General features: G+C 34.6%; 23 protein-coding genes. 10 read left to right on the top strand and 13 right to left on the bottom strand.

The features are described 5' to 3' along the window. The first annotated feature begins 239 nt into the window (after positions 1-239). Together rbfA and ACP7AV_RS03055 are read left to right on the top strand one after the other, a co-directional pair. Positions 240-632 (top strand): 30S ribosome-binding factor RbfA, encoded by a 393-nt coding sequence (gene rbfA / locus ACP7AV_RS03060; protein ID WP_035669309.1) that lies wholly within the window; start codon positions 240-242, stop codon positions 630-632. A 3-nt stretch (positions 633-635) separates the two neighbouring features. Beyond that, positions 636-1,835 (top strand): ABC transporter permease, encoded by a 1,200-nt coding sequence (locus ACP7AV_RS03055; protein ID WP_426090713.1) that lies wholly within the window; start codon positions 636-638, stop codon positions 1,833-1,835. Positions 1,836-1,924: 89 nt separating this feature from the next. Here the strand turns inward: ACP7AV_RS03055 and dusB are convergent, their stop codons facing one another. Genes dusB through ACP7AV_RS03040 form a run of 3 tightly spaced genes read right to left on the bottom strand, consistent with a single transcriptional unit; the run spans position 1,925 to position 4,982 of the window. Continuing rightward, complete coding sequence (gene dusB / locus ACP7AV_RS03050; RefSeq protein WP_426090712.1) at positions 1,925-2,917, bottom strand: tRNA dihydrouridine synthase DusB; 993 nt, start codon at positions 2,915-2,917, stop codon at positions 1,925-1,927. Positions 2,918-2,956: 39 nt separating this feature from the next. Beyond that, entirely contained in the window at positions 2,957-3,724 is a 768-nt protein-coding gene (locus ACP7AV_RS03045; RefSeq protein WP_426090711.1) for a TIGR03915 family putative DNA repair protein, read from the bottom strand. Next, a complete protein-coding gene (locus tag ACP7AV_RS03040; RefSeq protein ID WP_091207197.1) occupies positions 3,702-4,982 on the bottom strand; it encodes a putative DNA modification/repair radical SAM protein in 1,281 nt (426 codons plus the stop codon). The genes ACP7AV_RS03045 and ACP7AV_RS03040 overlap by 23 nt, the downstream gene beginning before the upstream one ends. A 243-nt stretch (positions 4,983-5,225) precedes the next feature. Here ACP7AV_RS03040 and lepA point away from each other — a divergent pair, with 243 nt between their 5' ends. Then, positions 5,226-7,022, top strand: a complete 1,797-nt coding sequence (lepA, locus tag ACP7AV_RS03035) for a translation elongation factor 4 (protein WP_417959202.1) — start codon at positions 5,226-5,228, stop codon at positions 7,020-7,022. A 100-nt stretch (positions 7,023-7,122) separates the two neighbouring features. On the opposite strand, the gene ACP7AV_RS03030 is transcribed toward lepA, so the two are convergent. Then, the gene (locus ACP7AV_RS03030; protein WP_426090710.1) at positions 7,123-8,055 is read right to left on the bottom strand and encodes a 1-phosphofructokinase family hexose kinase; all 933 of its coding nucleotides are present in this window, start codon (positions 8,053-8,055) and stop codon (positions 7,123-7,125) included. 106 nt (positions 8,056-8,161) lie between these two features. Between ACP7AV_RS03030 and thiL the strand changes: the two genes are divergently transcribed. Beyond that, complete coding sequence (gene thiL / locus ACP7AV_RS03025; RefSeq protein WP_426062777.1) at positions 8,162-9,208, top strand: thiamine-phosphate kinase; 1,047 nt, start codon at positions 8,162-8,164, stop codon at positions 9,206-9,208. A gap of 61 nt (positions 9,209-9,269) precedes the next feature. Here thiL and ACP7AV_RS03020 read toward each other — a convergent pair whose 3' ends face one another. The 4 genes from ACP7AV_RS03020 to ACP7AV_RS03005 form a co-directional block, all read right to left on the bottom strand. Next, positions 9,270-9,965, bottom strand: coding sequence for a response regulator (locus ACP7AV_RS03020; protein ID WP_426090709.1), 696 nt, complete (start codon positions 9,963-9,965; stop codon positions 9,270-9,272). Between the two features lie 27 nt (positions 9,966-9,992). Further along, complete coding sequence (locus ACP7AV_RS03015) at positions 9,993-12,014, bottom strand: tetratricopeptide repeat-containing sensor histidine kinase (protein ID WP_426090708.1); 2,022 nt, start codon at positions 12,012-12,014, stop codon at positions 9,993-9,995. A gap of 103 nt (positions 12,015-12,117) precedes the next feature. Continuing rightward, entirely contained in the window at positions 12,118-12,306 is a 189-nt protein-coding gene (locus ACP7AV_RS03010) for a hypothetical protein (RefSeq protein WP_426090707.1), read from the bottom strand. A gap of 176 nt (positions 12,307-12,482) precedes the next feature. Then, positions 12,483-13,295 carry a LytR/AlgR family response regulator transcription factor gene (locus ACP7AV_RS03005; RefSeq protein WP_426090706.1) on the bottom strand — a complete coding sequence of 271 codons (813 nt, stop codon included), beginning with the start codon at positions 13,293-13,295 and terminating at the stop codon, positions 12,483-12,485. Positions 13,296-13,778: 483 nt separating this feature from the next. On the opposite strand from ACP7AV_RS03005, the gene ACP7AV_RS03000 reads away from it, so the two are divergent. Beyond that, positions 13,779-14,297, top strand: a complete 519-nt coding sequence (locus ACP7AV_RS03000) for a DUF3575 domain-containing protein (RefSeq protein WP_426090705.1) — start codon at positions 13,779-13,781, stop codon at positions 14,295-14,297. Between the two features lie 52 nt (positions 14,298-14,349). On the opposite strand, the gene ACP7AV_RS02995 is transcribed toward ACP7AV_RS03000, so the two are convergent. Then, positions 14,350-15,891, bottom strand: coding sequence for a glycine--tRNA ligase (locus ACP7AV_RS02995; RefSeq protein WP_426090704.1), 1,542 nt, complete (start codon positions 15,889-15,891; stop codon positions 14,350-14,352). 97 nt (positions 15,892-15,988) lie between these two features. On the opposite strand from ACP7AV_RS02995, the gene ACP7AV_RS02990 reads away from it, so the two are divergent. Both ACP7AV_RS02990 and ACP7AV_RS02985 read left to right on the top strand, forming a co-directional pair. Next, positions 15,989-16,672 carry a ComF family protein gene (locus ACP7AV_RS02990; RefSeq protein WP_426090703.1) on the top strand — a complete coding sequence of 228 codons (684 nt, stop codon included), beginning with the start codon at positions 15,989-15,991 and terminating at the stop codon, positions 16,670-16,672. 403 nt (positions 16,673-17,075) lie between these two features. After that, entirely contained in the window at positions 17,076-17,684 is a 609-nt protein-coding gene (locus ACP7AV_RS02985) for a superoxide dismutase (protein ID WP_426090702.1), read from the top strand. Positions 17,685-17,980: 296 nt separating this feature from the next. Here ACP7AV_RS02985 and ACP7AV_RS02980 read toward each other — a convergent pair whose 3' ends face one another. From ACP7AV_RS02980 to purN, 4 genes are all read right to left on the bottom strand, one after another. Beyond that, positions 17,981-19,879: an amidophosphoribosyltransferase gene (locus ACP7AV_RS02980; protein ID WP_426090701.1), complete on the bottom strand. Its 1,899-nt coding sequence runs from the start codon at positions 19,877-19,879 to the stop codon at positions 17,981-17,983. Positions 19,880-20,008: 129 nt separating this feature from the next. Continuing rightward, a complete protein-coding gene (locus ACP7AV_RS02975) occupies positions 20,009-20,932 on the bottom strand; it encodes a PfkB family carbohydrate kinase (protein WP_426090700.1) in 924 nt (307 codons plus the stop codon). 95 nt (positions 20,933-21,027) lie between these two features. Then, complete coding sequence (gene rnhA, locus ACP7AV_RS02970; protein ID WP_426062766.1) at positions 21,028-21,507, bottom strand: ribonuclease HI; 480 nt, start codon at positions 21,505-21,507, stop codon at positions 21,028-21,030. A 7-nt stretch (positions 21,508-21,514) separates the two neighbouring features. Beyond that, the gene (purN, locus tag ACP7AV_RS02965) at positions 21,515-22,084 is read right to left on the bottom strand and encodes a phosphoribosylglycinamide formyltransferase (protein WP_426090699.1); all 570 of its coding nucleotides are present in this window, start codon (positions 22,082-22,084) and stop codon (positions 21,515-21,517) included. A gap of 176 nt (positions 22,085-22,260) precedes the next feature. Between purN and ACP7AV_RS02960 the strand changes: the two genes are divergently transcribed. The 3 genes from ACP7AV_RS02960 (at position 22,261) to ACP7AV_RS02950 (ending at position 24,679) form a co-directional block, all read left to right on the top strand. Continuing rightward, positions 22,261-22,497 (top strand): acyl carrier protein, encoded by a 237-nt coding sequence (locus tag ACP7AV_RS02960; RefSeq protein ID WP_007137004.1) that lies wholly within the window; start codon positions 22,261-22,263, stop codon positions 22,495-22,497. Between the two features lie 181 nt (positions 22,498-22,678). Next, positions 22,679-23,932, top strand: coding sequence for a beta-ketoacyl-ACP synthase II (gene fabF, locus ACP7AV_RS02955; protein WP_426062764.1), 1,254 nt, complete (start codon positions 22,679-22,681; stop codon positions 23,930-23,932). Between the two features lie 6 nt (positions 23,933-23,938). Further along, positions 23,939-24,679, top strand: a complete 741-nt coding sequence (locus tag ACP7AV_RS02950; RefSeq protein WP_426090698.1) for a ribonuclease III family protein — start codon at positions 23,939-23,941, stop codon at positions 24,677-24,679. Positions 24,680-24,738 lie beyond the last annotated feature (59 nt).

The raw sequence follows: 24,738 nt of genomic DNA, 5'->3' as shown, positions 1-24,738 counted from the left end.
GTTCCAAATTGATGTTGTTTATAAATTACGATTTCTGATTTAGAATTAGCGTTCTAATTTCTCAAATCCCATAGCCCTGATGGAAACGGCATCCTTTTTATTAGGTGATTTTTCATCACCTAATAAAAAGATATAGTGAACAGCAGGAAATAGCTCCTAATAATACAAGAATTAACAGGTTACTTTTAAAATTTGTCCCTAAACTTCGGGATAAAACTTAAAAGTAGTATTTTTGCAGCATGGAAACAAATAGACAGAAAAAAATAGGTGGGGTGATCCAAAAAGATTTGGTTGATATTCTACAAGGTGAAGTGAGAAAAAACGGAGTGGCAAATTTAGTCATTTCGGTATCCAAAGTTACTGTAACTACAGATTTATCAGTGGCTACGGTTCATTTAAGTGTTTTCCCTCAAGACAAAGCGAAAGAAATTTTAGAGGCGGTTAAGTCCAATGCCAAAAATATTAAGCATGATTTATCACAACGCGTGCGTTTGCAGTTGAGAAAAGTTCCTAATTTAGTTTTCTTTATTGATGACTCTTTGGATTACATTGAAAAGATTGATAATGCCTTAGCGAATAGAGACAATCCTATAGAAAATAGAGATCTTTTGGACAAACGCAGATTTCAATAAGATTTGAATTTCCCTCTTTACATAGCCAAACGATACATTCTTAGCAACAGTAAAAATAATGCTATCAATATCATCAATCGCATTGCCAGCATGGGAATCATTGTTGGTGCCATGGCTTTGTTTGTGGTTTTATCTGTTTTTAGTGGGTTGAAAGTTTTTAGTCTTTCGTTTACCAATGACATTGACCCCGACCTGAAAATAAGCAGCACTTTAGGAAAATCCTTTTTAATTTCTCCGAGTCAGGAAAGCCAAATCAAGAAAATTAATGGCTTGGCTTCGTATACCAAGGTAATTGAAGAGCGTGTTTTATTTACTTTTGACGGAAAACAAGAAGTTACGTACTTAAAAGGTGTTGATTCTAATTTTAGCAACGTAAACACTATTGAAAAGAAACTTTTCAACGGACAGTGGCTTAAACCAGATACGTATCAGGTGGTTGTGGGTTACGGAATTGCTCAGAAATTTTCGATGGGATTATTGGATTTTAATCGTCAATTGGAAGTTTTAGTTCCAAGACCTGGAAAAGGCGCTATTGAAAATCCGGAACAAGCTTTTAATAAAACGGATTTAATTCCTGTTGGGATTTATGCCATCAGCGAAGATTTAGATTCGAAATATGTTTTTGCCGATTTAGGTTTAGCGCAAGAATTATTGGAATACAAAACCAATCAGGTTTCCGGCATTGAAATCAAGACGAAAATCGATGCTGACGAAAGTGCAATTACAGACCAACTTAGAACTATTTTCAACAATAAAATCACCGTAAAAAACAGGGCGCAACTCAACGAATCGCTTTATAAAATGTTGAATACCGAGAATATTGCCGTGTATTTGATCTTTACGTTGGTGATTGTTGTGGCGCTATTCAACTTGATTGGAGCGTTAATTATGATGATTTTGGACAAAAAAGGAAACCTAAAAACCCTTTTTAATCTAGGAACCGAAATCAAAGATTTGCGAAAAATATTTCTGCTTCAAGGCACATTACTAAGTGTTTTTGGTGGAATTATTGGCTTGTCTTTAGGAATTATCATTGTTTTACTACAAGAGTATTTTCAACTAATTATGATTACTCCTACGCTGGCGTATCCCGTTGTCTTCTCGCTTGAAAATGTACTGATTGTTATGGGAACAATTGTTACGCTAGGCTTTATTGCTTCGCTGATTGCGAGTAGCCGCGTGAGTAAAAAGTTGTTGGAATAAGATTTCCGCTTTAAAATAAAACACGAATTCCACCAATTTACACGAATCAATTTGTGCAACTTAGTGGGATTCGTGTTTAAAGTCATCAGCTAAACAACCTCATAACCCGCATACGTTTCTTCAATTTCACTCAAAGCGGCAAACAACTCTTCCGGTCGGTCTAGGGTTACCAATTGTTGCTTGTGCGTTTTAAAAGAATGAATTCCTTTGAAATAATTGGTGTAATGAGGACGCGTTTCAACAATTCCTAGCCGCTCCCCTTTCCATTCCATGGCCCAAGTCAGGTGATTTCGCACTGCTTCGACTCGATCAATAACGGTGGGTTTAGCTAAATGTTCTCCTGTTTTGAAATAATGTTTGATTTCTTCAAAAATCCAAGGATAACCAATCGCAGCACGACCAATCATGATTCCGTCAATACCGTATTCATTTTTATATTGTAATGCTTTTTCAGGAGAGTCAATGTCGCCATTACCAAAAATAGGCATCGTTATTCTAGGATTATTTTTTACTCGCGCAATGTGCGACCAGTCGGAATGGCCTTTGTACATTTGGGCACGAGTTCTGGCGTGTATGCTCAAAGCGGCAACACCAATATCTTGCAGACGCTCTGCAACCTCATCAATATTAATAGAATTATCGTCCCAACCCAAACGCGTTTTTACAGTAACTGGCAAATGAGTACTATTAATAACAGCCTTAGTCAGACGAATCATCAAATCGACATCTTTGAGAACTCCGGCTCCGGCACCTTTACAAACGACTTTTTTGACAGGGCAACCAAAATTAATATCAATTATATCGGGATTTACAGTAGACACAATCTTTGAGGACATCGCCATGGCTTCCTCATCACCACCAAAAATCTGGATTCCAACTGGACGTTCGTAATCAAAAATATCTAATTTCATTCGGCTTTTGATCGCGTCACGAATCAATCCTTCAGAAGAAATAAATTCCGAATACATCATATCGGCACCATGCATTTTACACAATCTACGAAACGGCGGATCGCTCACATCTTCCATAGGTGCAAGAAGTAGCGGGAAATCTGGTAATTCTATGTTGCCAATTTTTATCAAGGGAATTTTTTTTGCAAAAATACGGAAATGTTTGTAAGTCTAAAACATTTTCTTTTCGGTTAGGTATTTCCAATATCGTTTTGGAACATGCTGTATGTGAAGCTTGGTGTTTTTTCGTTCTTTTATATTGGTATGATCAAAATACTCCCACCACAGTTTTTGATAATTAATTTCTGTGTCCGAAAAAACTTGATTGTTTTTATCATCTAATGATTTGATGTCTAAATCCATCATCACAATTTCGGCGTCTTTTAAATCGTAATACACACCATATTTACGTCGTAAGTCATATATAATCCATTTTTGATCTTGGTAACGATTTTTAAAATGTCTTATAATTAAAGTCAAAACATCAAAATCGGGATCAATTTTAGCAAAATAAATACCGTCTTTCAATTGTTCGAATCTTATGAATGCTTCCATTCGGTGCTTTTCACGCCCCACATTTTTGGTTAGTTGAGAAATTTGCAACACACTTTCATTTGCAAAATCCTTCATAATATTTATGGTAGGATTTTGAACCGCATAATTTATCACATCAAAAATCACATCTTCAACACCTATTTTTTCAGACAAAAAGGCATAAATAATACAGCGAACACCATCATTACCAATTTGTGCGTTAAGCTTTTTAATGACCCGATCGGATTTAGAAATATCGGTAATTATTTCTATTTTTTCAACAAATAAATTGTGCTGTAAATCGTCTTTTTTACTGATTTTTGGGTTTGAATATTTGAATTCATAGATTTCAAAAACTGCAGTTAATAAACCCTCAAAAGTGTTATCGTAGGAAAGTTGTGTCATTGAGTAATGATAATTGATTATCAAACGGTTTCTCAAATTTTGATTTCATATCACTGAGGATAATTTCCTTTAGATTCAAAGCGTTCAAAAATTTTAAATGGGTATTTTCGTTGCTTACGGATATGAAATATTTTGCTCGGTTTATCGATACACCAATTTTTTTAAGATGTTCCATCGTCAGATTTTGGAATCGTCTGGCATGAACAATTTTGTGTGCCGATTTTACTCCGATTCCAGGAACACGAAGAATCATTTCTAGCGGTGCATTTTGAATAATTACTGGAAACTGCGTGATATTCCGGAGAGCCCATCCCATTTTTGGATCGACTTCTAAATCGAGAAATGGATTGTTTTTTTCGAGAATTTCATTGGCTTTAAAGCCATAAAAACGCATCAGCCAATCGGCTTGATACAATCTGTTTTCACGGACCAAAGGAACTTGAGCACCAATGGCTGGCAATCGTGCGTCATTGGAAACTGGAACATAACCAGAATAATAGACTCGTTTTAGGTTAAAATTATTGTAAAAATGATCGGCAACCTGAATGATTTGAAAATCGTTTTCTTGCGTTGCCCCAACAATTACTTGTGTGCTTTGTCCAGCTGGTGCAAATTTTGGTGTGCTTTTGAATTTTTTCTTTTCTTCTTTGTATTGAATGAGTTCATTTTTTACAAAACGCATCGGCTTAATCATGTCCTGATGATTTTTATCTGGCGCCAACAATTTCAATCCAGATTCAGTAGGAATTTCTAAATTCATACTCAACCTATCTGCGTATAATCCGGCTTCACGCATTATTTCATCAGAAGCTCCAGGAATACTTTTCAGGTGGATATAGCCATTAAAATTGTGTTCCAGCCTTAATTTTTTGGCTACTCGAACCAAACGCTCCATCGTGTAATCGGCATTTTTGAAAATTCCTGAACTTAAAAAAAGACCTTCAATATAATTTCTTCGGTAAAAATTGATGGTTAAATCAACCACTTCTTCTACGGTAAAAGCGGCGCGCTGAATGTCATTACTTTTTCGAGTGACACAATAAGCACAATCGTAAATACAAAAATTAGTCAATAGAATTTTGAGCAATGAAACACATCGTCCATCTTCGGTGTAAGTATGACAAATTCCAGAAGCCGACGAATCGCCAAGTCCTTTATTGGTGTTTTTTCGATTCCCGCCACTTGAGGAACACGACACATCATATTTTGCTGCGTCTGCCAGAATTTCTAATTTTTCTTTGATTTTATCGTAATCCACAGTACCTTTTTCTTTCTTTTATTTAAACAAAAGTACAGCTAATAATAATTGTAAAACAGCTATTTAACATTTTTGTATTCTTGTAAAAACCTTCTTTTGGACGGTAAAATATTTAAAGAAATTATGAAAAGTTTACTTTATATTTGCAAACTTAAAGTAGGGCTTAGAAAGACCTGGACAGATATATAAAAGAAGATGATATGTTAGGCATTTCATATTTTCAAAAAATAATATTATTAAGATATGAAACACATACGTAATTTTTGCATTATTGCACATATTGATCACGGAAAAAGTACACTTGCTGACCGATTATTGGGTGCTACACAAACCGTTACTGCTCGTGAGGAAAAGGCGCAATTACTCGATAACATGGACTTGGAGCGTGAACGTGGGATTACTATAAAAAGTCACGCGATTCAAATGGAATACACCTATAAAGGGCAAGAATACATTCTGAATTTGATTGACACTCCAGGACACGTAGATTTTTCGTATGAAGTTTCTCGTTCGATTGCAGCTTGTGAAGGCGCACTTTTGATTGTAGATGCAGCGCAAAGTATTCAGGCACAAACCATTTCGAATTTATATTTGGCTTTGGAAAACGACTTGGAAATTATTCCGGTTTTGAATAAAGTGGATTTACCAAGTGCTAATCCGGAGGAAGTAAGTGACGATATTATTGATTTACTTGGCTGTAAATTGGAGGATATTATTCACGCTTCAGGTAAAACTGGTTTTGGTGTAGAAAATATTTTGGCTGCTATCATCGAAAAAATTCCGCCACCATCAGGAAGTGTTGACGAGCCGTTACAAGCATTAATTTTTGACTCGCATTACAATCCATTTCGAGGAATCGAAGTTATTTTTCGTGTAAAAAACGGACAGATTAAAAAAGGCCAAAAGATTAAATTCATGGCTACGGGAAATGAATATTTTGCGGATGAGATAGGTACTTTAAAATTAAACCAAGTTCCAAAACAAGTCATTTCAGCAGGCGATGTTGGATATTTAATTTCTGGAATTAAAGAAGCAAAAGAAGTAAAAGTAGGAGATACGTTGACGGATGCGAAAACGCCAACAACAAATATAATAAAGGGTTTTGAGGATGTGAAACCAATGGTTTTTGCGGGTATATATCCTGTGGATACCGAAGATTATGAAGAGTTGAGAAACTCTATGGAAAAACTACAGTTGAACGATGCTTCGTTGGTGTTTTTACCGGAAAGTTCTGCAGCTTTGGGATTTGGTTTCCGTTGTGGATTCTTAGGAATGTTGCACATGGAAATTATCCAAGAGCGTTTGGAGAGAGAGTTTAACATGACTGTAATTACTACCGTTCCAAACGTTTCGTATTTGGCTTACACCAAAAAAGATCCTACAACGCCGCTTATCGTAAACAACCCTTCAGACTTACCAGAGCCTTCTCGTTTAGACCATGTGGAGGAACCTTTTATCAAAGCAACGATCATTACGAAATCCGATTACGTCGGAAATGTGATGAGTTTATGTATCGAAAAGCGTGGGTTGATTACCAATCAGACGTATTTGACTACGGAACGTGTAGAGTTGACTTTTGACATGCCTTTGGCAGAGATTGTATTTGACTTTTACGACCGTCTGAAAACCGTTTCTAAAGGATATGCCTCGTTTGATTATACTCCAATTGGGATGCGAACTTCTAATTTGGTTAAAGTAGATATTTTGTTGAACGCTACCATTGTTGATGCTTTATCATCTTTGATGCATGCCGACAATGCATATCACATTGGTAAAAAAATGTGTGAAAAACTGAAAGAATTAATCCCACGCCAGCAATTTGATATTCCTGTTCAAGCGGCGATTGGGGTAAAAGTAATTTCTCGTGAAACAATAAAAGCATTGCGTAAAGACGTTACCGCTAAGTGTTATGGTGGTGATATTTCCCGTAAACGTAAATTATTGGAAAAACAGAAAAAAGGTAAAAAACGTATGAGACTTGTGGGGAACGTTGAAATTCCACAAGAAGCGTTTATGGCTGTTTTGAAGTTGAATGATTAAAAATTATTGTAAATTCTGTCTCGAGCAAAGCGAACTGGCGAGGTAATTTAAAACTATAGATGAAACCTGACGATGTAAAAATTGTCAGGTTTTTTTGTTTTTATTTATCTTTCAACCATTCAAACAATCGTTTTGCATCTTCGAATTTAAACAATTGGGTTCCTTCATTCATCGTTGCTGCTGAACCGCAAGCGACTCCCCAACGAATGACTTCTTTCAGGCTTTTATTTTGGGAAAGCGCCCAAACCATTCCACCCACCATACTGTCGCCGGCACCTACTGTACTTTTTTTGGCAACATTGGGAGCAGGAACAAACTCACAAGAGTCTTTTGTAACCAAAACGGCGCCTTGTGGACCAAGGGAAACGACAACAATTTCGGCGCCACCATTTGTAATGATTTGCTTGGCAGCTTCGTTTACTTCTTCCAGTTCCAACCGCTCCGCGCCTATTAATTTTGCGAGTTCACCAACATTAGGTTTAATCATATAAACACCAACTTCTAATGCTTTTTTTAATGCTTCGCCTGAGGTATCTACAATTAACTTTGCATTTGATTTTTTGGCAATTTCTGCAATTTTTAAATAAAAATCTGTTGACAAACCTTTATTCAAACTACCACTAGCAACTAAAAATTTTGGGCTTAAATCAGCTATGGTTTCTAGAATTCTATTGCTTTCTTCTTCGGAAATTTTTCCTCCTTTAAATCCAAAACGGTATTGAGAATTAGTATTATCATCCACGGCTACAAAACTTTCTCTAGTCCAACTTTGAACGGCAACAGCTTCATAGGCAATTGACTCCTTGTCAACCAATTCTTCAAGCATTTTACCTGTTGGTCCACCAGAAGTAAATACCGCTAGCGAAGTTCCTCCTAAACGCGAAATTGCCTTAGAGACGTTAATTCCGCCGCCACCAGCATCAAAGAGTGGTTCATCACAGCGTATTTTTTGTTCCGGTTTTAAGCCTTTAAAGTGAGTACTTTTGTCCAAAGCAGGATTAACTGTTATCGTAACTATATCAAATGACTTCATTTTTTATGATTTAATTACTCTAAAGGTCGAATAAAATTCATAAAAATTGGTACAAATCAAGGCGAATATTTCTTCGTATATTTGCAACCTCAAAACAATTAAAATAATGATTGAAGATAAAAACCCACAACGTACTAGCATAGCTCAATTAGGAGAATTTGGATTGATAGACCATTTGACAAAAAACTTTGAAATTAATCAGCCTTCTACTCTAAAGGGAATTGGGGATGACGCAGCCGTTTTGGATTTCAAAGACAAAAAGGTGGTTATCTCTACCGATTTACTCATTGAAGGTGTGCATTTTGATTTGGCTTACATGCCGTTAAAACATTTAGGCTATAAAGCAGTTGTGGTCAATGTTTCGGACATTTGCGCGATGAATGCCAAGCCAACTCAAATTACGGTTTCTGTAGCCGTTTCCAATCGTTTTCCTTTAGAAGCTTTAGACGAATTGTTCGCAGGAATTACGCATGCAGCTCGTGAATATAATGTAGATGTTATAGGCGGCGATACGACTTCATCTCAAAAAGGGTTAATTATTAGTATAACTGCTATTGGTGAAGCCGACGAAAATGAAATCGTATATAGAAACGGCGCGAAACAAACTGATTTATTAGTAGTTACCGGAGATATTGGAGCTGCTTACATGGGACTGCAAGTTTTAGAAAGAGAAAAGCAAGTTTTTAAGGTGAACCCAAATTCACAACCAGATTTAGATGCATATACGTATTTAATCGAACGTCAATTGAAGCCAGAAGCCAGAAAAGATGTCCGTACTTTATTGCATGCTTTAGAAATAAAACCAACTTCAATGATTGATATCTCGGATGGATTGTCATCGGAAATTATGCATTTGTGCAAACAGTCCAAAGTAGGTTGTAATTTATATGAGGACAAATTACCAATAGATCCACAATTTATTAATGTGTGTGAAGAATTTAATATAGACAGTACAACCGTTGCGATAAACGGTGGGGAAGATTATGAATTACTTTTCACTATTGCTATGGAGGATTTTGAAAAAATCAAAGGCAATCCAAATTTCACTATCATTGGTCACATGACACAGGAAAGTGAAGGGATTCATTTAGTTACTCGTGCCAACACCAAAATTGCGTTAAAAGCACGTGGCTGGGATGCTTTGAGTGAATAAAGTATACATTGGAACAACAAAAAACGACACCTATTAAGTGTCGTTTTTTTGTAAAAGAAATTTAAAAAAGCAATCCTTTATTTTTAGCTTCTCGAATTAAGTCAATGTCACTGCCGTCTTCAATTTTTAATAATTCTTTTAGTTTTAATTTTCTTTGTTCTATTGCACCCAAAGAAATTGGAATATATTGAGGAATAGTATTCAACTTTGTACCTTTTGATATATGAAACAAAATTTGTTTATCAAATTGATCGATTTCGATTGCATCTTCCTCCGATTGGGCTAACATTTTTAGAACGGATTGACTGTAATACTTTTCATCCTTTATAACTTTGTCAAAAGCAAAAAGCAATTCGTCAAATGTTAAATCATTTTTTATAGCCAGTGCACTTGGGTTTATCGTATTGATAATTGTTTTAATCTTCAGCAATTCCGTATACATGGTTAGCAAAATGATTTTGCAGTTTGGCATATATTCAGATAATAACTTCGCTAAATCCTCCCCAGAATAAATATTTTTTTCTTCAAAAGGAGGCATGCTAATATCCAAAAAAGCGATGTCAAATGCGGGAATATCTGGATTTGTAATAATCTGGTATGCTGATTGACAATCTTTAGCTTGAGTAATAAAAAACTCAAATTCATCCGGATTATATCTGGTAATTGCATTTTTGTAACCTTCAATAATGAAAGGATGGTCGTCAACTATTAAAATTTTATTCTTCGTTGTTAATGTATCAACTGAATTAATCGCCATTTTTTGTGTAAATTGTAGGTTTATTTTCTATTGTATTGGGGCTGTAACGGTTATAATTGTTCCTTTACCTTTTGCCGATTTAATGTCAAAAACTCCATCGCATTCCTTGGATCGAAAAAGTATGTTTTGCAGGCCAATTCCTTTTTTGGCTGTTTTCACATTAAAACCAGTGCCATCATCGGTGATTTTTAAAATTAAGTAATCCGCTTCTTTTTTCAGTTCTATTCTAATGGTATTTGCATTGGCATATTTATTAATATTTTGGAGTGCTTCCTGCAAAATACGATATAAATTAATTTTTACCGGGTTACTCACCAATTCCCATTTTATCGCAGAATCAATATTAGAAATGAGTTTTGATTTATAAGTCTTTTTTTGGTCTTCAAATAAATTATCGATTATCGCGACGAAGTTATTAATTAATTCTGATTTTTCTCTATTAAGATCATGGGAAATCTCACGAATATCCTGCTCAATATTTTTTAATTCTGTTAAATAGCTGTTTCTTTTTTCAATAGCAGTCTCATCAACAACTTTATTTAAACTATCTAAGTTAATTCGTACTCCAAACATTCTGCCCAAAACTCCATCATGCAATTCTTGCGCCACTCTTTTTTTCTCCTTAATCCTATTTATTTCGATTGTGTTTTGTTGTGAAATCATTAAATTATAAATCTCTTCATTGGCAATCTGCTGTTGTTGCTTAAATAACAATTCTCTGTTTTTTGTTTTTTGTGTTCTAATGACAAATGAAAACAAACCAATCATCGCTAATCCGCTAAAAATATATACTAAATTTCTATTTTGTTGAACTAAGTCCGTATTTTCGCTTTTGATTTCCTCTGTTTCAAACTCTATACGGGAGAATTTATTCCCTATTTTACGGTCTGATCTTTGGAGTTTTTCATTGACAAGAATGTATTCTCTGGCATATATCGCCGCGTTTTGTGGTTCTGTTACAGATAATTGCTTTAGCGAGTTTAAAATATCACGATAATCATTAGTCTCTTGTGATAACTTAAGCGCTTGTTTGGCATACTTACTTGCATTTACAGTATCATTCTCAGACATAAAATATACTGATAAATTAATTTTACTTGCAATAACTCCAACTGTAAACTGCAAACTATCCCTGATTTTTAATGACTTAAAAAACAAATCTGGCAATTCATTTTTCTCATTCAGTTTAAATTTGGTATAAGCTAAATTATCTAACAGCATGGCATACAGTGAGGGTTTGTCTTTAAACACATTCTCTTCTTCTAATCCTTTTTGAAAAAAAGATTTTGCTTTCTTAAAGTCTTTTTTGTTTTGATAAACTAATCCAATATTATTATAAGAAGTAGCCTTTGGCTGAAAAACTGATGGAATTATTTCATCAATACTCGCCAAGGCTTTGTTATGGTATGTCATTGCATTATCAAAATCATCTAATTCGTTATAGATTAATCCCAATAAATTATAAGCATGGTACAACACTTCACTTTGATCTGTATTATTTACAATTTTTAAAACTTTAGAAGCGGCTTTTTCAGATCCCAAAAAATCACTTACGTTATACTGAAGATTGGCTTTATTCAGAATCGTTCTTGCTTGATTGGTTTTGTCTTCTAGTTCGAGATACATTTTCTCGGCTTTGTCATAAAATATAAAAGAACTATCCGATACCGCTTGAGAATAATAATAATCCCCTAAGTAGGTATAGCCCTTTGCAAGACTAAACAAATCCTTTTTTTCTTCAGATTTTTTGAGTATTACAAACACTGCTTTTTTATACTCTTCAAATTTGTCTAAGTTGTAATACCGGTTAGCGATTTTAAATAAATTTACACGGTGTAGCGAGTCATTTTCTTGGTCAGCAATAATTATTGATGCTTTTTGTACGTATTGCTCTCGCAACTGAGGAGGCAAGTCAAAATCATTAGCAAAAGTTAAATAAGAAGTAAGGCTGTCTTGTGAGCGCACATTTACAGCTGACGCTCTTTTCTTTTGGTTACAACCCAAAAAAAAGAATGTTAAAACAATTACTAAATAGGAAGTTAATTTCAATAGGAGATTCTTATTTCATCAAAAATAACAAAATAAAATTAGTACCATAAAAAAAGGCTGTCAAATTTCTTTGATAGCCTTTTAAATTTATAGGAGAAGTTTACTAATCTACTTTTTTATTCCCAGCGCTTGTTGATCCACTTCCAGCAAGCTCCAATCTCACATTTTCGATTTTAAAAACCTCTGCTTTATTGTCTTTTTTTGTTACTGAAGTGATTTTTTCATTTGAAGTAAAAGAAGTTAATACCATTACTAAAGAGAATAATCCGATTGTTAAAATTGCTTTTTTCATAATTTGGGTTTTTTATGTTGTTGTTTTGATTTATCTTATTTAGAAGCACAATTAATCAGTGATTCTTCTGTAAAACTACACAGACAACTTAATTTTTTCCTATAAAAAAAGACGTTTATGGTAGAATGCACCCGTTTGGCGGTAGATGAATATCAAATTTGAGTGCATGGCTGATTCTATATTTCTAAATAATTTCCGTTAGCAAATTCAGAGATAATGAGATCGATATTAATCTTGTATGATTTAGAAAAAGGAAGTTTTTCAGTACTATTTTTAATATGACAGAGAGAGTTTCCGCTATGAATTCTGGAAATATAATTACGGTTCACAATGTAACTATTATGAATTCTAATAAATGGATACGACAATGCTCGTTCAAAATGTTTCAATGTTTTAAAAGCAGTAATCATTTCTCCATTGTTGAGATAGATATCTGTTGAATTATTATCCGCCCGCAGATAACAAATGTCTTTTGCATCAATATAACGATAATCTCCATAAGACTTAATACACAATGTCAACGATTGTCCATGACTTATCGTTTCGGGTTGTGGGAGGAATGTTGGTTTTTCATCAAAAGTTATAGGTTCATTCAAATCTACTTCACTTTCAACTTTTGACTTATTTAATTTTAATATCAATTTTACCAGATCAATTCTTAGCAGTGGGTTTACGAAATAATCGAAAACCTCACATTTTATAGCATCAAAGGCTAAATCTTTATTGCTGGATTTAACAATAATTTTTGGGACAACTATTAAATATCTGTGCAGTTCATTGATAAGTGCCAAAGACAAATTACTGGCTTTATTATTAGGATCAATTTCGAGAAAAACTATTACAGGAGTATGTTCTAAAATAAGATTTAGTCCATCAGTATAATTATTTGCGGACGCCACAAAAGTAAGCTCTGAAAAACTATCAGCAACGCCTTTTGTTTTTAGAACACCTTCTTGATTGTCGTCAATAATAATGTACGAGTAATTCATCGATGGTTTTTCCTGAAATTATGAGGCATTAAATCTGATATTCAAAGCAAAACATACTTCAGATCATTAAATTACTATCGTGGTTTAGGGAAACTAATTATACGAAAGCATGAAAAATCAAATAAAAGAATCTTATTCAACATTCTAAAAATAATCATTTAACCTTTTTTCCTCATAAGTTGTTAATATGTTTTAAACAAATGTTAACACATTAAGATGAAGTGCAAATATATCCGATAAAAAGCGTTGTTTTTTATTTTCTAACCAGTTAAAATAAATTTCATTTAGTAAACCATACCTAAAAAACATCTCGTTATTATCACAAAAAATTTCCAATAGAAAAGCTGGGACTTATTTTATTACTGACATAAAAATTAACGGTATCGATTGATTATTACTCTGTGCAAATTAGCCAGCAAAAAATTAAACGTAAAAAATACTTTTTTTACAAATTTATCTTACTTTTATAAAAAAACCAACATTATGAAAAAACTATTTGTATTAATTTGCCTAACTTCTTCTCTATTTGGTTTTAGCCAAGAAAAAGAAACAGTCGATTTTAAAAGAAATGAATTAAAAGGAAATGCACTTTTATTGGTGATAGGCGCCGGAGAATTCACTTACGAACGATTACTTAGCGAAGAATCCGGAGTTGGAGTATCATTATTTTTCAATTATGATGATCAATTTTACACCAAATTTAGCCTGACTCCCTTCTATCGTTTTTATTTCAGTAAAAAACCGGCGGCTGGTTTTTTTGTGGAAGGTTTCGGGATGCTGAATTCTTATGATAGCTATGTCTATAACAATAATTCATACAATTCAAACATCGAAAACAGAACCGATTTTGCGCTTGGTTTTGGTCTGGGTTCTAAATGGATTACCAAAAAAGGATTTCTTTTTGAAATAAATGCAGGTGTTGGTAGAAACTTATTTAATAGCAGCGATACTGATAATGAAATAGTAGGACGAGGCGGAATAACATTAGGTTACAGATTTTAAACAAAAAAGCTTCTCAATCGAGAAGCTTTTTTTTAATATTAATCGCAAGTAATTACATTTTCATCAACCAGTTTTTCATTGAAACTTCATTTTCAATAATTGATTTTAAGTCTGTAATAGCCACACGATCTTGTTTCATTGTATCTCTATGACGAATAGTCACCGTTTGATCTTCGATAGTTTGATGATCGACCGTGATGCAAAAAGGAGTTCCAAGCGCATCTTGTCTTCTGTAACGTCTTCCTACGGCATCTTTTTCATCATACGCCACATTAAAATCCCAACGCAAATCGTCAAAGATTTTATGCGCGATTTCTGGCAATCCGTCTTTTTTTACCAATGGTAAAATGGCAGCTTTTGTTGGAGCCAGAACCGAAGGTAATTTCAAAACAATTCTTGTGGAGCCATCTTCTAGCGTTTCTTCCTTCAATGAAGTCGCGAAAACTGCCAAGAACATCCTGTCTAATCCTACTGAAGTCTCTACTACATAAGGAACATAATTCTGATTCAATTCAGCATCAAAATATTGTAATTTTCTGCCGGAAAACTGTTCGTGTGCTTTCAAATCAAAATCGGTACGAGAGTGAATTCCTTCCAATTCTTTGAATCCAAAAGGGAAATTAAACTCAATATCAGCAGCTGCATTCGCATAATGCGCCAATTTTTCGTGATCGTGAAAACGGTAATTTTCTTTTCCTAAACCAAGTGACAAATGCCAATTAAGTCTCGCCGCTTTCCAATGTTCGTACCATTTCATTTCATCGCCAGGACGCACAAAAAATTGCATTTCCATTTGTTCAAACTCACGCATACGGAAAATAAATTGTCTCGCAACGATTTCATTTCTAAATGCTTTTCCGGTTTGTGCTATTCCAAAAGGAACTTTCATTCGACCTGATTTTTGAACATTCAGGAAGTTAACAAAAATACCCTGAGCCGTTTCGGGACGCAAATACAAATCCATTGCTGAATCAGCTGAAGCTCCAAGTTTTGTTCCAAACATCAAGTTGAATTGACGCACTTCGGTCCAATTTCTGGAACCTGATTCCGGACAAGCAATTTCTAATTCTTCAATTAATGCTTTTACATCTTGCAAATCTTCGTTTCCTAAAGAACGCGCCATTCTTTCCAGAATTTCTCTTTCTTTGGCTTTGTACTCCATGACACGGGCATTTGTCGTAACAAATTCCTGTTCGTTAAAAGCATCTCCAAAACGAGCACGTGCTTTTTCGATTTCTTTGATTGCTTTCTGATTTAGCTTTTCGGCATAATCTTCAATCAAAACATCGGCTCTATATCTTCTTTTTGAATCTTTGTTATCAATCAATGGATCGTTAAAAGCATCTACGTGACCTGATGCTTTCCAAGTAGTTGGGTGCATCAATATTGCCGCGTCAAGACCTACAATGTTATCGTTCATTTGAACCATTGCTTTCCACCAATATTCGCGTATGTTCTTTTTTAATTCTACTCCGTTTTGTGCATAATCATAGACCGCACTTAAACCATCGTATATTTCGCTTGACGGAAAAATAAATCCGTATTCTTTTGCGTGCGAAATTACATTCTTAAATAAATCTTCTTGTTTTGCCATAATAATGCAAAAATATAAAAAGTGAACTTAAAAAAAAGAAAATTGTTAAAGATTGAAGCATTGATTTGTCTATTTTTATAAATAAATCCCTGATTACATGTTTGAAAGCATTATAAATCTCTTTTTTCCAAAAGTCTGTTCCGGCTGCAACTCCTTTTTATTATCTAATGAAAATGTAATTTGTACGGTTTGCAGACACGATATTCCACTGACAAATCATCATTTGAATTCCAAGAATGATGCTTTCAAAAAATTTTACGGACGAATTCCTGTAATCCATACTTCGGCATTATTTTATTTTCATAAAAAAGGAATTGTACAAGAACTTATCCATAATTTAAAATACAAAGGACACGAGGAAATTGGGGCAATTCTTGGCGAATGGTACGCCGAAGATCTAAAGAACATTGACTCACTGCAATCTGTTGATGAAATTATTCCTGTTCCATTACACCGAAAAAAGTTAAAAGAAAGAGGATACAATCAGGTAACTGCTTTTGGAAAAGCACTTTCTTCTGGTTTAAATATCGATTATAATGATTCGCTGCTGATTCGCAATGTGTACTCAAAAACGCAATCCAAGAAAAACTTATTGGGAAGAACAGAAGGAATCGAAAGCATTTTTGATGTTTCTTTTACTGGAAAAGACCACAACAAACATTTCCTTTTAATTGATGATGTCATCACAACAGGCGCTACACTGGAAGCTTGTTCCAGAGCTTTGCTGAAAATTCCCGGCGCAAAAATCAGTATTGTTTGTATGGCCATGGCGCAATCTTAATTTAGAAATTTTGGTTCTAAAACATATATTTAAAACAGAATGGCAATTTAAAGCACAGCCGTTTTTTAGCCCTGATTACTTCACCAAATTTTTATTCTCATGTAAGTTCAATGAACTTCGTTTAAAGTGGAAATCCTTTTTACGCGTCTTTGCAACAGATAAAAAGATTACTTCATTATACTTTTATTTTAATTGGTGTTCGGTGAATTTCATTTGCGGCGGAAAGCAGGACACGAGCGGAGCGAATTAATGAAGTAAATAGCTCCTTAAAATAAGTCTGTTACAATTTCAAATAGCACACTATCAATTAATTTAATGAAATTATAACGAAATAGAATTTCCGTTTCCAAAGTTTAATGTTTAAATTTGAATAAATATTTATAAATCATTAAACAAACACATTATGGCTTTTGAATTACCACAATTACCTTATGCGTATGACGCATTGGAACCTTATATTGATGCGCGCACGATGGAAATTCATCACACGAAACATCACAACGCTTACATTACCAACGTTAATACTGCTATTGCAGGGACGGATATGGAAGGTAAGACGATTGAAAATATTTTACTTAATCTTGATATGAAAAACATGCCAGTTCGTAACAATGGTGGTGGTTTTTACAATCATAATTTGTTCTGGACTGTGATGACACCAAACGGTGGCGGACTTCCAACTGGAGATTTATTAGCTGCGATTGAAGCGACTTTTGGATCTTTTGAAGAATTTAAAGCATCGTTCAGCAAAGCTGGAACAACTCAATTTGGTTCTGGATGGGCATGGCTTTGCGTGCATAAAGGTGGAAAAGTAGAAGTTTGTGGAACTCCAAACCAAGACAATCCATTAATGCCTGGTGTAGGTTGTGGAGGAACTCCAATTTTAGGAATGGATGTTTGGGAACACGCATACTATTTGCATTATCAAAACAGAAGACCCGATTATATTGAAGCTTTTTTCAATGTAATCAACTGGACGGAAGTAGCAAGAAGATTCGCTTTAGATAAATAAAAAAAACGTCAAGATGAAAGAATAAAGACTTCAAAAATTACTGTTGTCTTTTTTCTTGTTTCTTAAAACAAAAATCACCGATTTCAAGATTTGAAATCGGTGATTTTTTTTATATCATTTCCTAACTTTACTCCAATAAAAAAGGTGGAATCTCTTCCACCCTTTTTGCCCCAAATCTACCATAAACTTAACCTACTAATATTATGGTGATTCAAATTTATACTAGTTCTTCGTTGCCACCAAATAAATTAGATGAACAACTTAGAAAACCGATTAAAACCTTGTGGACCCCAAAATTAATACGCTCTAGCGTCTTTTCCTTCATAAAAATTCATGAATGCTCGGTTTACCACTCGGTTTCCTCCAGGTGTTGGATAGCCTCCGGTAAAATACCAATCTCCTAAATTTTTTGGACAAGCAATATGTAAATCTTCTACGGTTTGAAAAATAATTTTCACTTCGGCTTTTATCTCCGGAGAACTTAACATTTGTGCGATTTTATCTGAAATCTCTTGAGGTTGAAAAGGTTCGTAAATTGCCGTTACGTAATTTATAATTTCAATGTCCTTGAAGTTTTCCTGCGCTTTACATTTCAGATATACTTCATCCACGATATGATACAAATTTCTTTCTTTAAGTAGTTCTAAAGCTGCTTTGAAAGCCACTAAACCTTCCAGTTTTGCCATATCAATTCCGTAACAATCCGGATAGCGAATTTGTGGCGCCGATGACACTATAACAATTCGCTTTGGATTCAAACGATCCATCATTTTGATGATACTCATTTTCAAGGTGGTTCCCCGAACAATACTATCATCAATAATAACCAGATTATCCGTTGGTTTTATAACACCATACGTCACATCATAAACGTGGGCTACTAAATCGTCACGGCTACTATCTTCTGTAATAAAGGTTCTTAGTTTAGCATCTTTAATCGCTACTTTTTCGGTGCGAATTTTTACCGCAAGTAATTCTTGCAACGATTCCTTTGTTAAGGTATTTCTATTTTGAAGTATGTAATTGTTCTTTCTTTGATTCAAGAAATCTTGCGCTGCCTCAACTAATCCGTAGAATGAAGTTTCAGCTGTATTTGGAATATATGAGAAAACCGTATTGTCTGTATCTTGATCAATCGAGTTTAAAACAGCCGGAAGAATTAGTCTTCCCAGTGTTTTTCTTTCCTGATATATTTCAGCATCACTTCCTCTGGAAAAATAGATTCGTTCAAAAGAACAGGCTTTTTTAACCGTTGGCGGAAGAATTTCCTGCATAGAAACTGTCCCGTTTTTCTTGATGATCAATGCGTTTCCTGGTTCAATTTCCTGCACTTTTTCGAAAGGCACATTAAAAACAGTCTGGATTACCGGTCTTTCTGAAGCCACAACTACTATTTCATCATCCTGATAAAAATAAGCGGGACGAATTCCTGCCGGATCTCTAAATACGAACGAATCTCCATGTCCCAGAAGTCCAGCCATCGCATAACCGCCATCTAAGTTTTTAGAAGCTCGGGTTAAAATCTTGGCAACATCCAGCTTTTCAGCAATTACTCGTGAAGCTTCTCTTTTTGTTAAGCCATTATTTTTACATTCTTGATACAAATCAGTTACCTCGTCATCCAGAAAGTGACCAATTTTTTCCATTACAGTAACTGTATCAGCCATTTCTTTTGGATGCTGACCCAATTCCACTAAACTTTGAAAAAGCTCTTTAACATTCGTCATATTAAAGTTTCCAGCTAAAATCAAGTTTCTGTGCATCCAGTTATTCTGACGTAAAAAAGGATGAACACTTTCAATGCTGTTTTTTCCAAAAGTTCCATAACGAACATGTCCTAGAAACAATTCTCCTAAATAAGGGATTTTCTGTTTTTGTAGCGCAACATCATCCGCGTATTCCGGATGAGAAGCCATTTCCTCATTGATTCTGTCATTAATCTGCGCAAAAACATCCTGAATCGGTTGTGCATGATTGGAACGAACACGACTAATGTAACGCTCTCCTGGTTCCACGTCTAATTTTATACTTGCAAAACCAGCACCATCTTGTCCGCGATTGTGTTGCTTTTCCATCAAAAGATACATCTTTTGGATTCCGTAAAAAGCCGTTCCGTATTTTTCTTTGTAAAATTCAAGCGGTTTGAGTAGTCTAATTAAGGCTATACCACACTCGTGTTTTAAAGCATCGCTCATTGTAAGTTTGTTTGTGTTGTTGTGTTATTCTAAAAATAAATTGAACTGATTTAAAAAAAAGATAAATCAGATGTAATTCCCTGCTAATTTTATTTAACAAAAAAACCCCGTTTCCGAGGTTTCATAATATTATAATTCTATATCAAATTGTGTCAGTGATTTGAATTGTTGCAATCTGGAAACTACTTCCGTTTTATCTAAATCAACCATTCTTTCGGTTCCAAATTTCTCCACACAAAAGGAAGCCAAATTTGACCCCTGAATAATTGCGTTTTTCATGTTTTCGAATGAAATATTTTCACTCTGCGTTAAATATCCTGCAAACCCTCCCGCAAAAGTATCTCCTGCTCCAGTTGGATCAAAAACCTCTTCAAGCGGTAAAGCAGGCGCGAAGAAAACTTCTTTATTATGAAAGATAAGTGCTCCGTGTTCTCCTTTTTTAATCACTACATATTTAGGTCCCATCGTATGGATTTTTGCAGCCGCTTTAACTAAAGAATATTCTCCGGAAAGTTGTCTTGCTTCCTCATCATTGATGGTGATTACATCTACACGTTTTATTACATCCAATAATTCAGGTAAAGCACAATCCATCCAAAAATTCATAGTATCCAATACTGTCAATTTAGGTTGTGTTTTCATTTGGTCCAAAACACTGCTTTGTACCAATGGATGTAAATTTCCTAACATTACTATAGCAGCGTTTTTATAATCTTGTGGTACTTTTGGTTGAAAATCAGCCAAAACGTTTAGTTGTGTATCCAGCGTATCTCTTGAATTCAAGTCATTATGATAACGACCACTCCAAAAGAAAGTTTTCCCTCCTTTTACAATTTCAAGACCAGATATGTCAATATTTCTTGAAGTCAATAAATCTAAATATTCTTGCGGAAAATCATCTCCAACTACAGAAACTATAGCGGATTGTACATTAAAAAAGGAAGCCGATAAACCAATATAAGTTGCCGCACCACCTAAAATTTTGTCCGTTTTTCCAAATGGAGTTTCAATTGCGTCGAAAGCTACTGTTCCAACAATCAATAATTTATTCATTATATACGTTTCGAATTAAGGCGCAAAGATAGTTTATAAGTTGTAAAGTTGCAAAGAGTCTCAATTGTAAAGTTTTGCCAATTTACATTCTTATATCACAACAGCTTTGCCTCCTCTTTTTCATAAAAAGCATCTATAGAAAGTTGTTTTTGCATTGAAGCCATAACAGCTAATTCATCGCACCTTTCGTTTTGGACATGGTTGTTATGTCCTTTGATCCATTTAAAATCCACTTTGTGTTTTCTATAAACAATTAAAAAACGTTTCCACAAGTCAGCATTTTTCCGGTCTGCAAAGCCTTTTTTTTCCCAGCCTAAAACCCATTTTTTTTGTACTGAATCAACCACATATTTGGAATCAGAAACTACCAATACTCTTGTATTTGGGTTTTTTAATTTTTCGAGACCTACAATAACACCCAGCAACTCCATCCTGTTATTAGTAGTGCGACGAAAGCCTTCATAGAATTCTTTTTTATACGGTTTTCCTACCCATTCCATCACGACACCATAACCGCCGTTTCCGGGATTTCCTTTGGCAGCGCCGTCCGTGTATATGTGTACGTCGTGTTCCATTTATCAATTAGGATTTTAGATTTAAAATTTCCTCAATTACCGTTGGAAAATATTTTTGTTCCAAATCATGAATTTTATGAGCCACTTCCTCCGGAGTTTCATCACCTGCTAAAACAACATTTTGTTGAAAAATAATATTTCCTTCATCATAATTTTCATTAACATAATGAATGGTAATTCCGGTTTCATTTTCTTTATTGGCCACAATTGCTTTATGAATATGCATCCCATACATTCCTGTACCACCATATTTTGGCAACAAAGCAGGATGAATATTTATGATCTTATCCGGATAGGCAGCTATGATATTTGCGGGGAATTTCAATAGAAATCCTGCTAAAACAATCAAATCCGGTTGGATTTCATTTACCTTATGTAGTACTTCGCCTTCAAAAAACTGTTCTTTTGAGAAAACATTTGTTTGTATTTCATAGGTTTTTGCTCTTTCAAGCACTCCTGCATTTCGATTATTTGTGAAGACTGCCACAACATTTCCCGTTTTTGTTTTTTCAAAATACTTTATGATATTTTCAGCATTAGTACCCGATCCAGAAGCAAAAACCACAATTTTTTTCATAACCTTACCTGTTTTAATTGCACAAAAAAAGGCATAAAAATCGAAAATAAATAACATTGCGACAGCTTTGTTAAAATAAATTTCATAAATTAGATGTCACATTTATTAACTAAATAGTTGTTTTAAAATAAAGTTTTTTATTTTTGCCAACAAATTAAATTCTAAAATTAAAGATTATGTCAGACATTGCATCAAGAGTAAAAGCGATTATCGTAGACAAATTAGGTGTTGACGAAAACGAAGTTGTAACAGAAGCAAGCTTCACTAATGATTTAGGAGCTGACTCATTAGACACTGTTGAGCTTATTATGGAATTCGAAAAAGAATTTGACATTCAAATTCCAGACGATCAAGCAGAGAACATCGCTACTGTAGGTCAAGCAATCTCTTATATCGAGGAAGCTAAAAAATAATAAAAGACACACCCGTTTGCATTCTTGTAAACGGGTGTTATTATTATTTTTAAAATTAAATTCGAGATTGAATTTCAATCACAAATATATTTACTGTAACACCCATGGCTCTTTTGTAATAGTAATACAGTAAAGAAAGCATGGGTTTTATTTGTTTAAAGATAACAAAAATAAAGAATTTATGGTATTAAGACGAGTTGTTGTAACAGGTTTAGGCGCTCTTACACCTATTGGAAATAACATTGAAGACTATTGGAACGGACTTATTAACGGCGTTAGTGGCGCTGCTCCAATTACCTATTTTGATGCCTCAAAATTTAAGACGCAATTTGCCTGCGAATTGAAAAATTTTAATGCTGAAGATTTTTTAGACAGAAAAGAAGCCCGAAAAATGGACCGCTATGCACAATATGCCATGGTTTCATCAGATGAAGCGGTACTTGATGCAGGTTTTAATTTCGAAAAATTAGACAAAGACAGAGTTGGTGTTATATGGGGTTCCGGAATTGGTGGCTTGGAAACGTTTCAAATTGAAATGTTGAATTTTGCAGCCGGAGATGGCACACCAAAATTTAATCCTTTCTTTATTCCAAAAATGATTTCGGATATTGCCGGTGGTCATATTTCTATAAAATACGGTTTCAGAGGTCCAAATTTCACTACTGTTTCAGCTTGTGCTTCTTCTACAAATGCTATAATCGACGCTTTCAACTATATTAGATTAGGACATGCTGATGCTATGATAACCGGTGGCTCTGAAGCTGCAGTGACAATAGCCGGAATGGGAGGTTTTAATGCTATGCATGCTTTATCAACCAGAAACGACGATCCTAAAACTGCTTCAAGACCAATGGATAAAGATCGAGATGGTTTTATTTTAGGTGAAGGAGCTGGTGCGTTGGTGTTAGAAGAATATGAACATGCTGTTGCCCGTGGAGCAAAAATTTATTGCGAAATCGGCGGTGGCGGAATGTCAGCTGATGCGTATCACATTACTGCACCGCATCCTGAAGGATTAGGCGCTAAAAATGTAATGCTAAACTGCTTGAGAGATGCTGGTTTGCAAGCAACTGATGTTGATGGTGTGAATATGCACGGAACTTCAACACCACTTGGCGATATGGCAGAATCTAAAGCAATATTGCATGTTTTTGGTGAACATGCGTACACGATGAATTTAAATTCGACTAAATCCATGACAGGTCATTTACTTGGAGCAGCCGGAGCAGTTGAAACAATTTCTTCGATTCTTTCATTAAAATATGGAATAGTACCACCTACAATCAACCATTTTACGGATGATGAAAACATAGATTCTAAACTGAACTTTACATTTAACACAGCTCAGAAAAGAGACATGAACGTTGTAATGAGTAATACTTTCGGTTTTGGAGGCCACAATGCTTGTGTATTAGTTAAAAAATTAGAAATCTAATTATATATGCGTATAATCAAAAAAATATTTTCAAAATCCCGTTCTCCAGAAGACGGGATTTTTTTTGATTCTATTCAGAAAATTTTAGGATTTGCCCCGTTAAATCTTGATTTTTATAAAAAAGCGTTTACTCATCGCTCCTCTAATCGTCTGGATGTTTTAGGAAATCCAATCAATTACGAACGATTAGAATTTTTGGGAGATGCCATGTTAAGTTCCGTTATTGCTGCTCATTTATTCAGCAAAGCACCCGCAGGCGACGAGGGTTATTTGACCAAAATGCGTTCTAAAATTGTAAGCCGAGAACACTTGAACGAATTAGGCAAAGACCTGAATTTAGTCCAATATATAGAAAGCAAAGTGCCACTTCAGCATTTTGGAGAAAACATCCATGGTAATATTTTTGAATCGTTGGTTGGAGCCATATACCTAGACCGAGGATATGTGTATTGCGAAAAATTCATTCAAAAGAGAGTTGTAGTTCCCTATGTTGACATTGCAAGACTCGAGGGAAAAGTAATCAGCTATAAAAGTCTGGTTATCGAATGGTGTCAAAAAGAAAAAAAAATATTTCATTATGATATTTTTGAGGACAATGCAATTGACGGACAACGTCTGTTTGGTGTAAAACTCAGCATTGACGATAAGGTAATTGCAAAAGCAAGAGCAACCTCTAAAAAGAAAGCAGAAGAAAAAGCATCTCAACGCGCTTATTTTGCATTTCAAGAAAAAATGGATAGAAAATAATCTTAACATTCATAAAACTACATCGTTTTCGTTCATAAATTAACAAAAACATCCCATTT

The sequence above is a fragment of the Flavobacterium sp. DSR3-2 genome (assembly GCF_049896525.1).
In the GTDB taxonomy this organism is placed as follows: domain Bacteria; phylum Bacteroidota; class Bacteroidia; order Flavobacteriales; family Flavobacteriaceae; genus Flavobacterium.
This window is presented reverse-complemented; position numbering and strand designations above follow the sequence as displayed.

Bases quoted from the DNA above. Each gene is read 5' to 3' on its own strand.
- rnhA (WP_426062766.1), bottom strand. From the start codon at position 21,507: ATGGAACACGACGTACACATATACACGGACGGCGCTGCCAAAGGAAAT.
- ACP7AV_RS03030 (WP_426090710.1), bottom strand. From the start codon at position 8,055: ATGAAGTCATTTGATATAGTTACGATAACAGTTAATCCTGCTTTGGAC.
- rbfA (WP_035669309.1), top strand. From the start codon at position 240: ATGGAAACAAATAGACAGAAAAAAATAGGTGGGGTGATCCAAAAAGAT.
- ACP7AV_RS02985 (WP_426090702.1), top strand. From the start codon at position 17,076: ATGGCTTTTGAATTACCACAATTACCTTATGCGTATGACGCATTGGAA.
- ACP7AV_RS02950 (WP_426090698.1), top strand. From the start codon at position 23,939: ATGCGTATAATCAAAAAAATATTTTCAAAATCCCGTTCTCCAGAAGAC.
- lepA (WP_417959202.1), top strand. From the start codon at position 5,226: ATGAAACACATACGTAATTTTTGCATTATTGCACATATTGATCACGGA.
- ACP7AV_RS02975 (WP_426090700.1), bottom strand. From the start codon at position 20,932: ATGAATAAATTATTGATTGTTGGAACAGTAGCTTTCGACGCAATTGAA.
- ACP7AV_RS03020 (WP_426090709.1), bottom strand. From the start codon at position 9,965: ATGGCGATTAATTCAGTTGATACATTAACAACGAAGAATAAAATTTTA.
- ACP7AV_RS03000 (WP_426090705.1), top strand. From the start codon at position 13,779: ATGAAAAAACTATTTGTATTAATTTGCCTAACTTCTTCTCTATTTGGT.
- purN (WP_426090699.1), bottom strand. From the start codon at position 22,084: ATGAAAAAAATTGTGGTTTTTGCTTCTGGATCGGGTACTAATGCTGAA.
- ACP7AV_RS02960 (WP_007137004.1), top strand. From the start codon at position 22,261: ATGTCAGACATTGCATCAAGAGTAAAAGCGATTATCGTAGACAAATTA.
- ACP7AV_RS03005 (WP_426090706.1), bottom strand. From the start codon at position 13,295: ATGAATTACTCGTACATTATTATTGACGACAATCAAGAAGGTGTTCTA.
- thiL (WP_426062777.1), top strand. From the start codon at position 8,162: ATGATTGAAGATAAAAACCCACAACGTACTAGCATAGCTCAATTAGGA.
- ACP7AV_RS02980 (WP_426090701.1), bottom strand. From the start codon at position 19,879: ATGAGCGATGCTTTAAAACACGAGTGTGGTATAGCCTTAATTAGACTA.
- ACP7AV_RS03045 (WP_426090711.1), bottom strand. From the start codon at position 3,724: ATGACACAACTTTCCTACGATAACACTTTTGAGGGTTTATTAACTGCA.
- ACP7AV_RS02990 (WP_426090703.1), top strand. From the start codon at position 15,989: ATGTTTGAAAGCATTATAAATCTCTTTTTTCCAAAAGTCTGTTCCGGC.
- ACP7AV_RS03010 (WP_426090707.1), bottom strand. From the start codon at position 12,306: ATGAAAAAAGCAATTTTAACAATCGGATTATTCTCTTTAGTAATGGTA.
- fabF (WP_426062764.1), top strand. From the start codon at position 22,679: ATGGTATTAAGACGAGTTGTTGTAACAGGTTTAGGCGCTCTTACACCT.
- ACP7AV_RS02995 (WP_426090704.1), bottom strand. From the start codon at position 15,891: ATGGCAAAACAAGAAGATTTATTTAAGAATGTAATTTCGCACGCAAAA.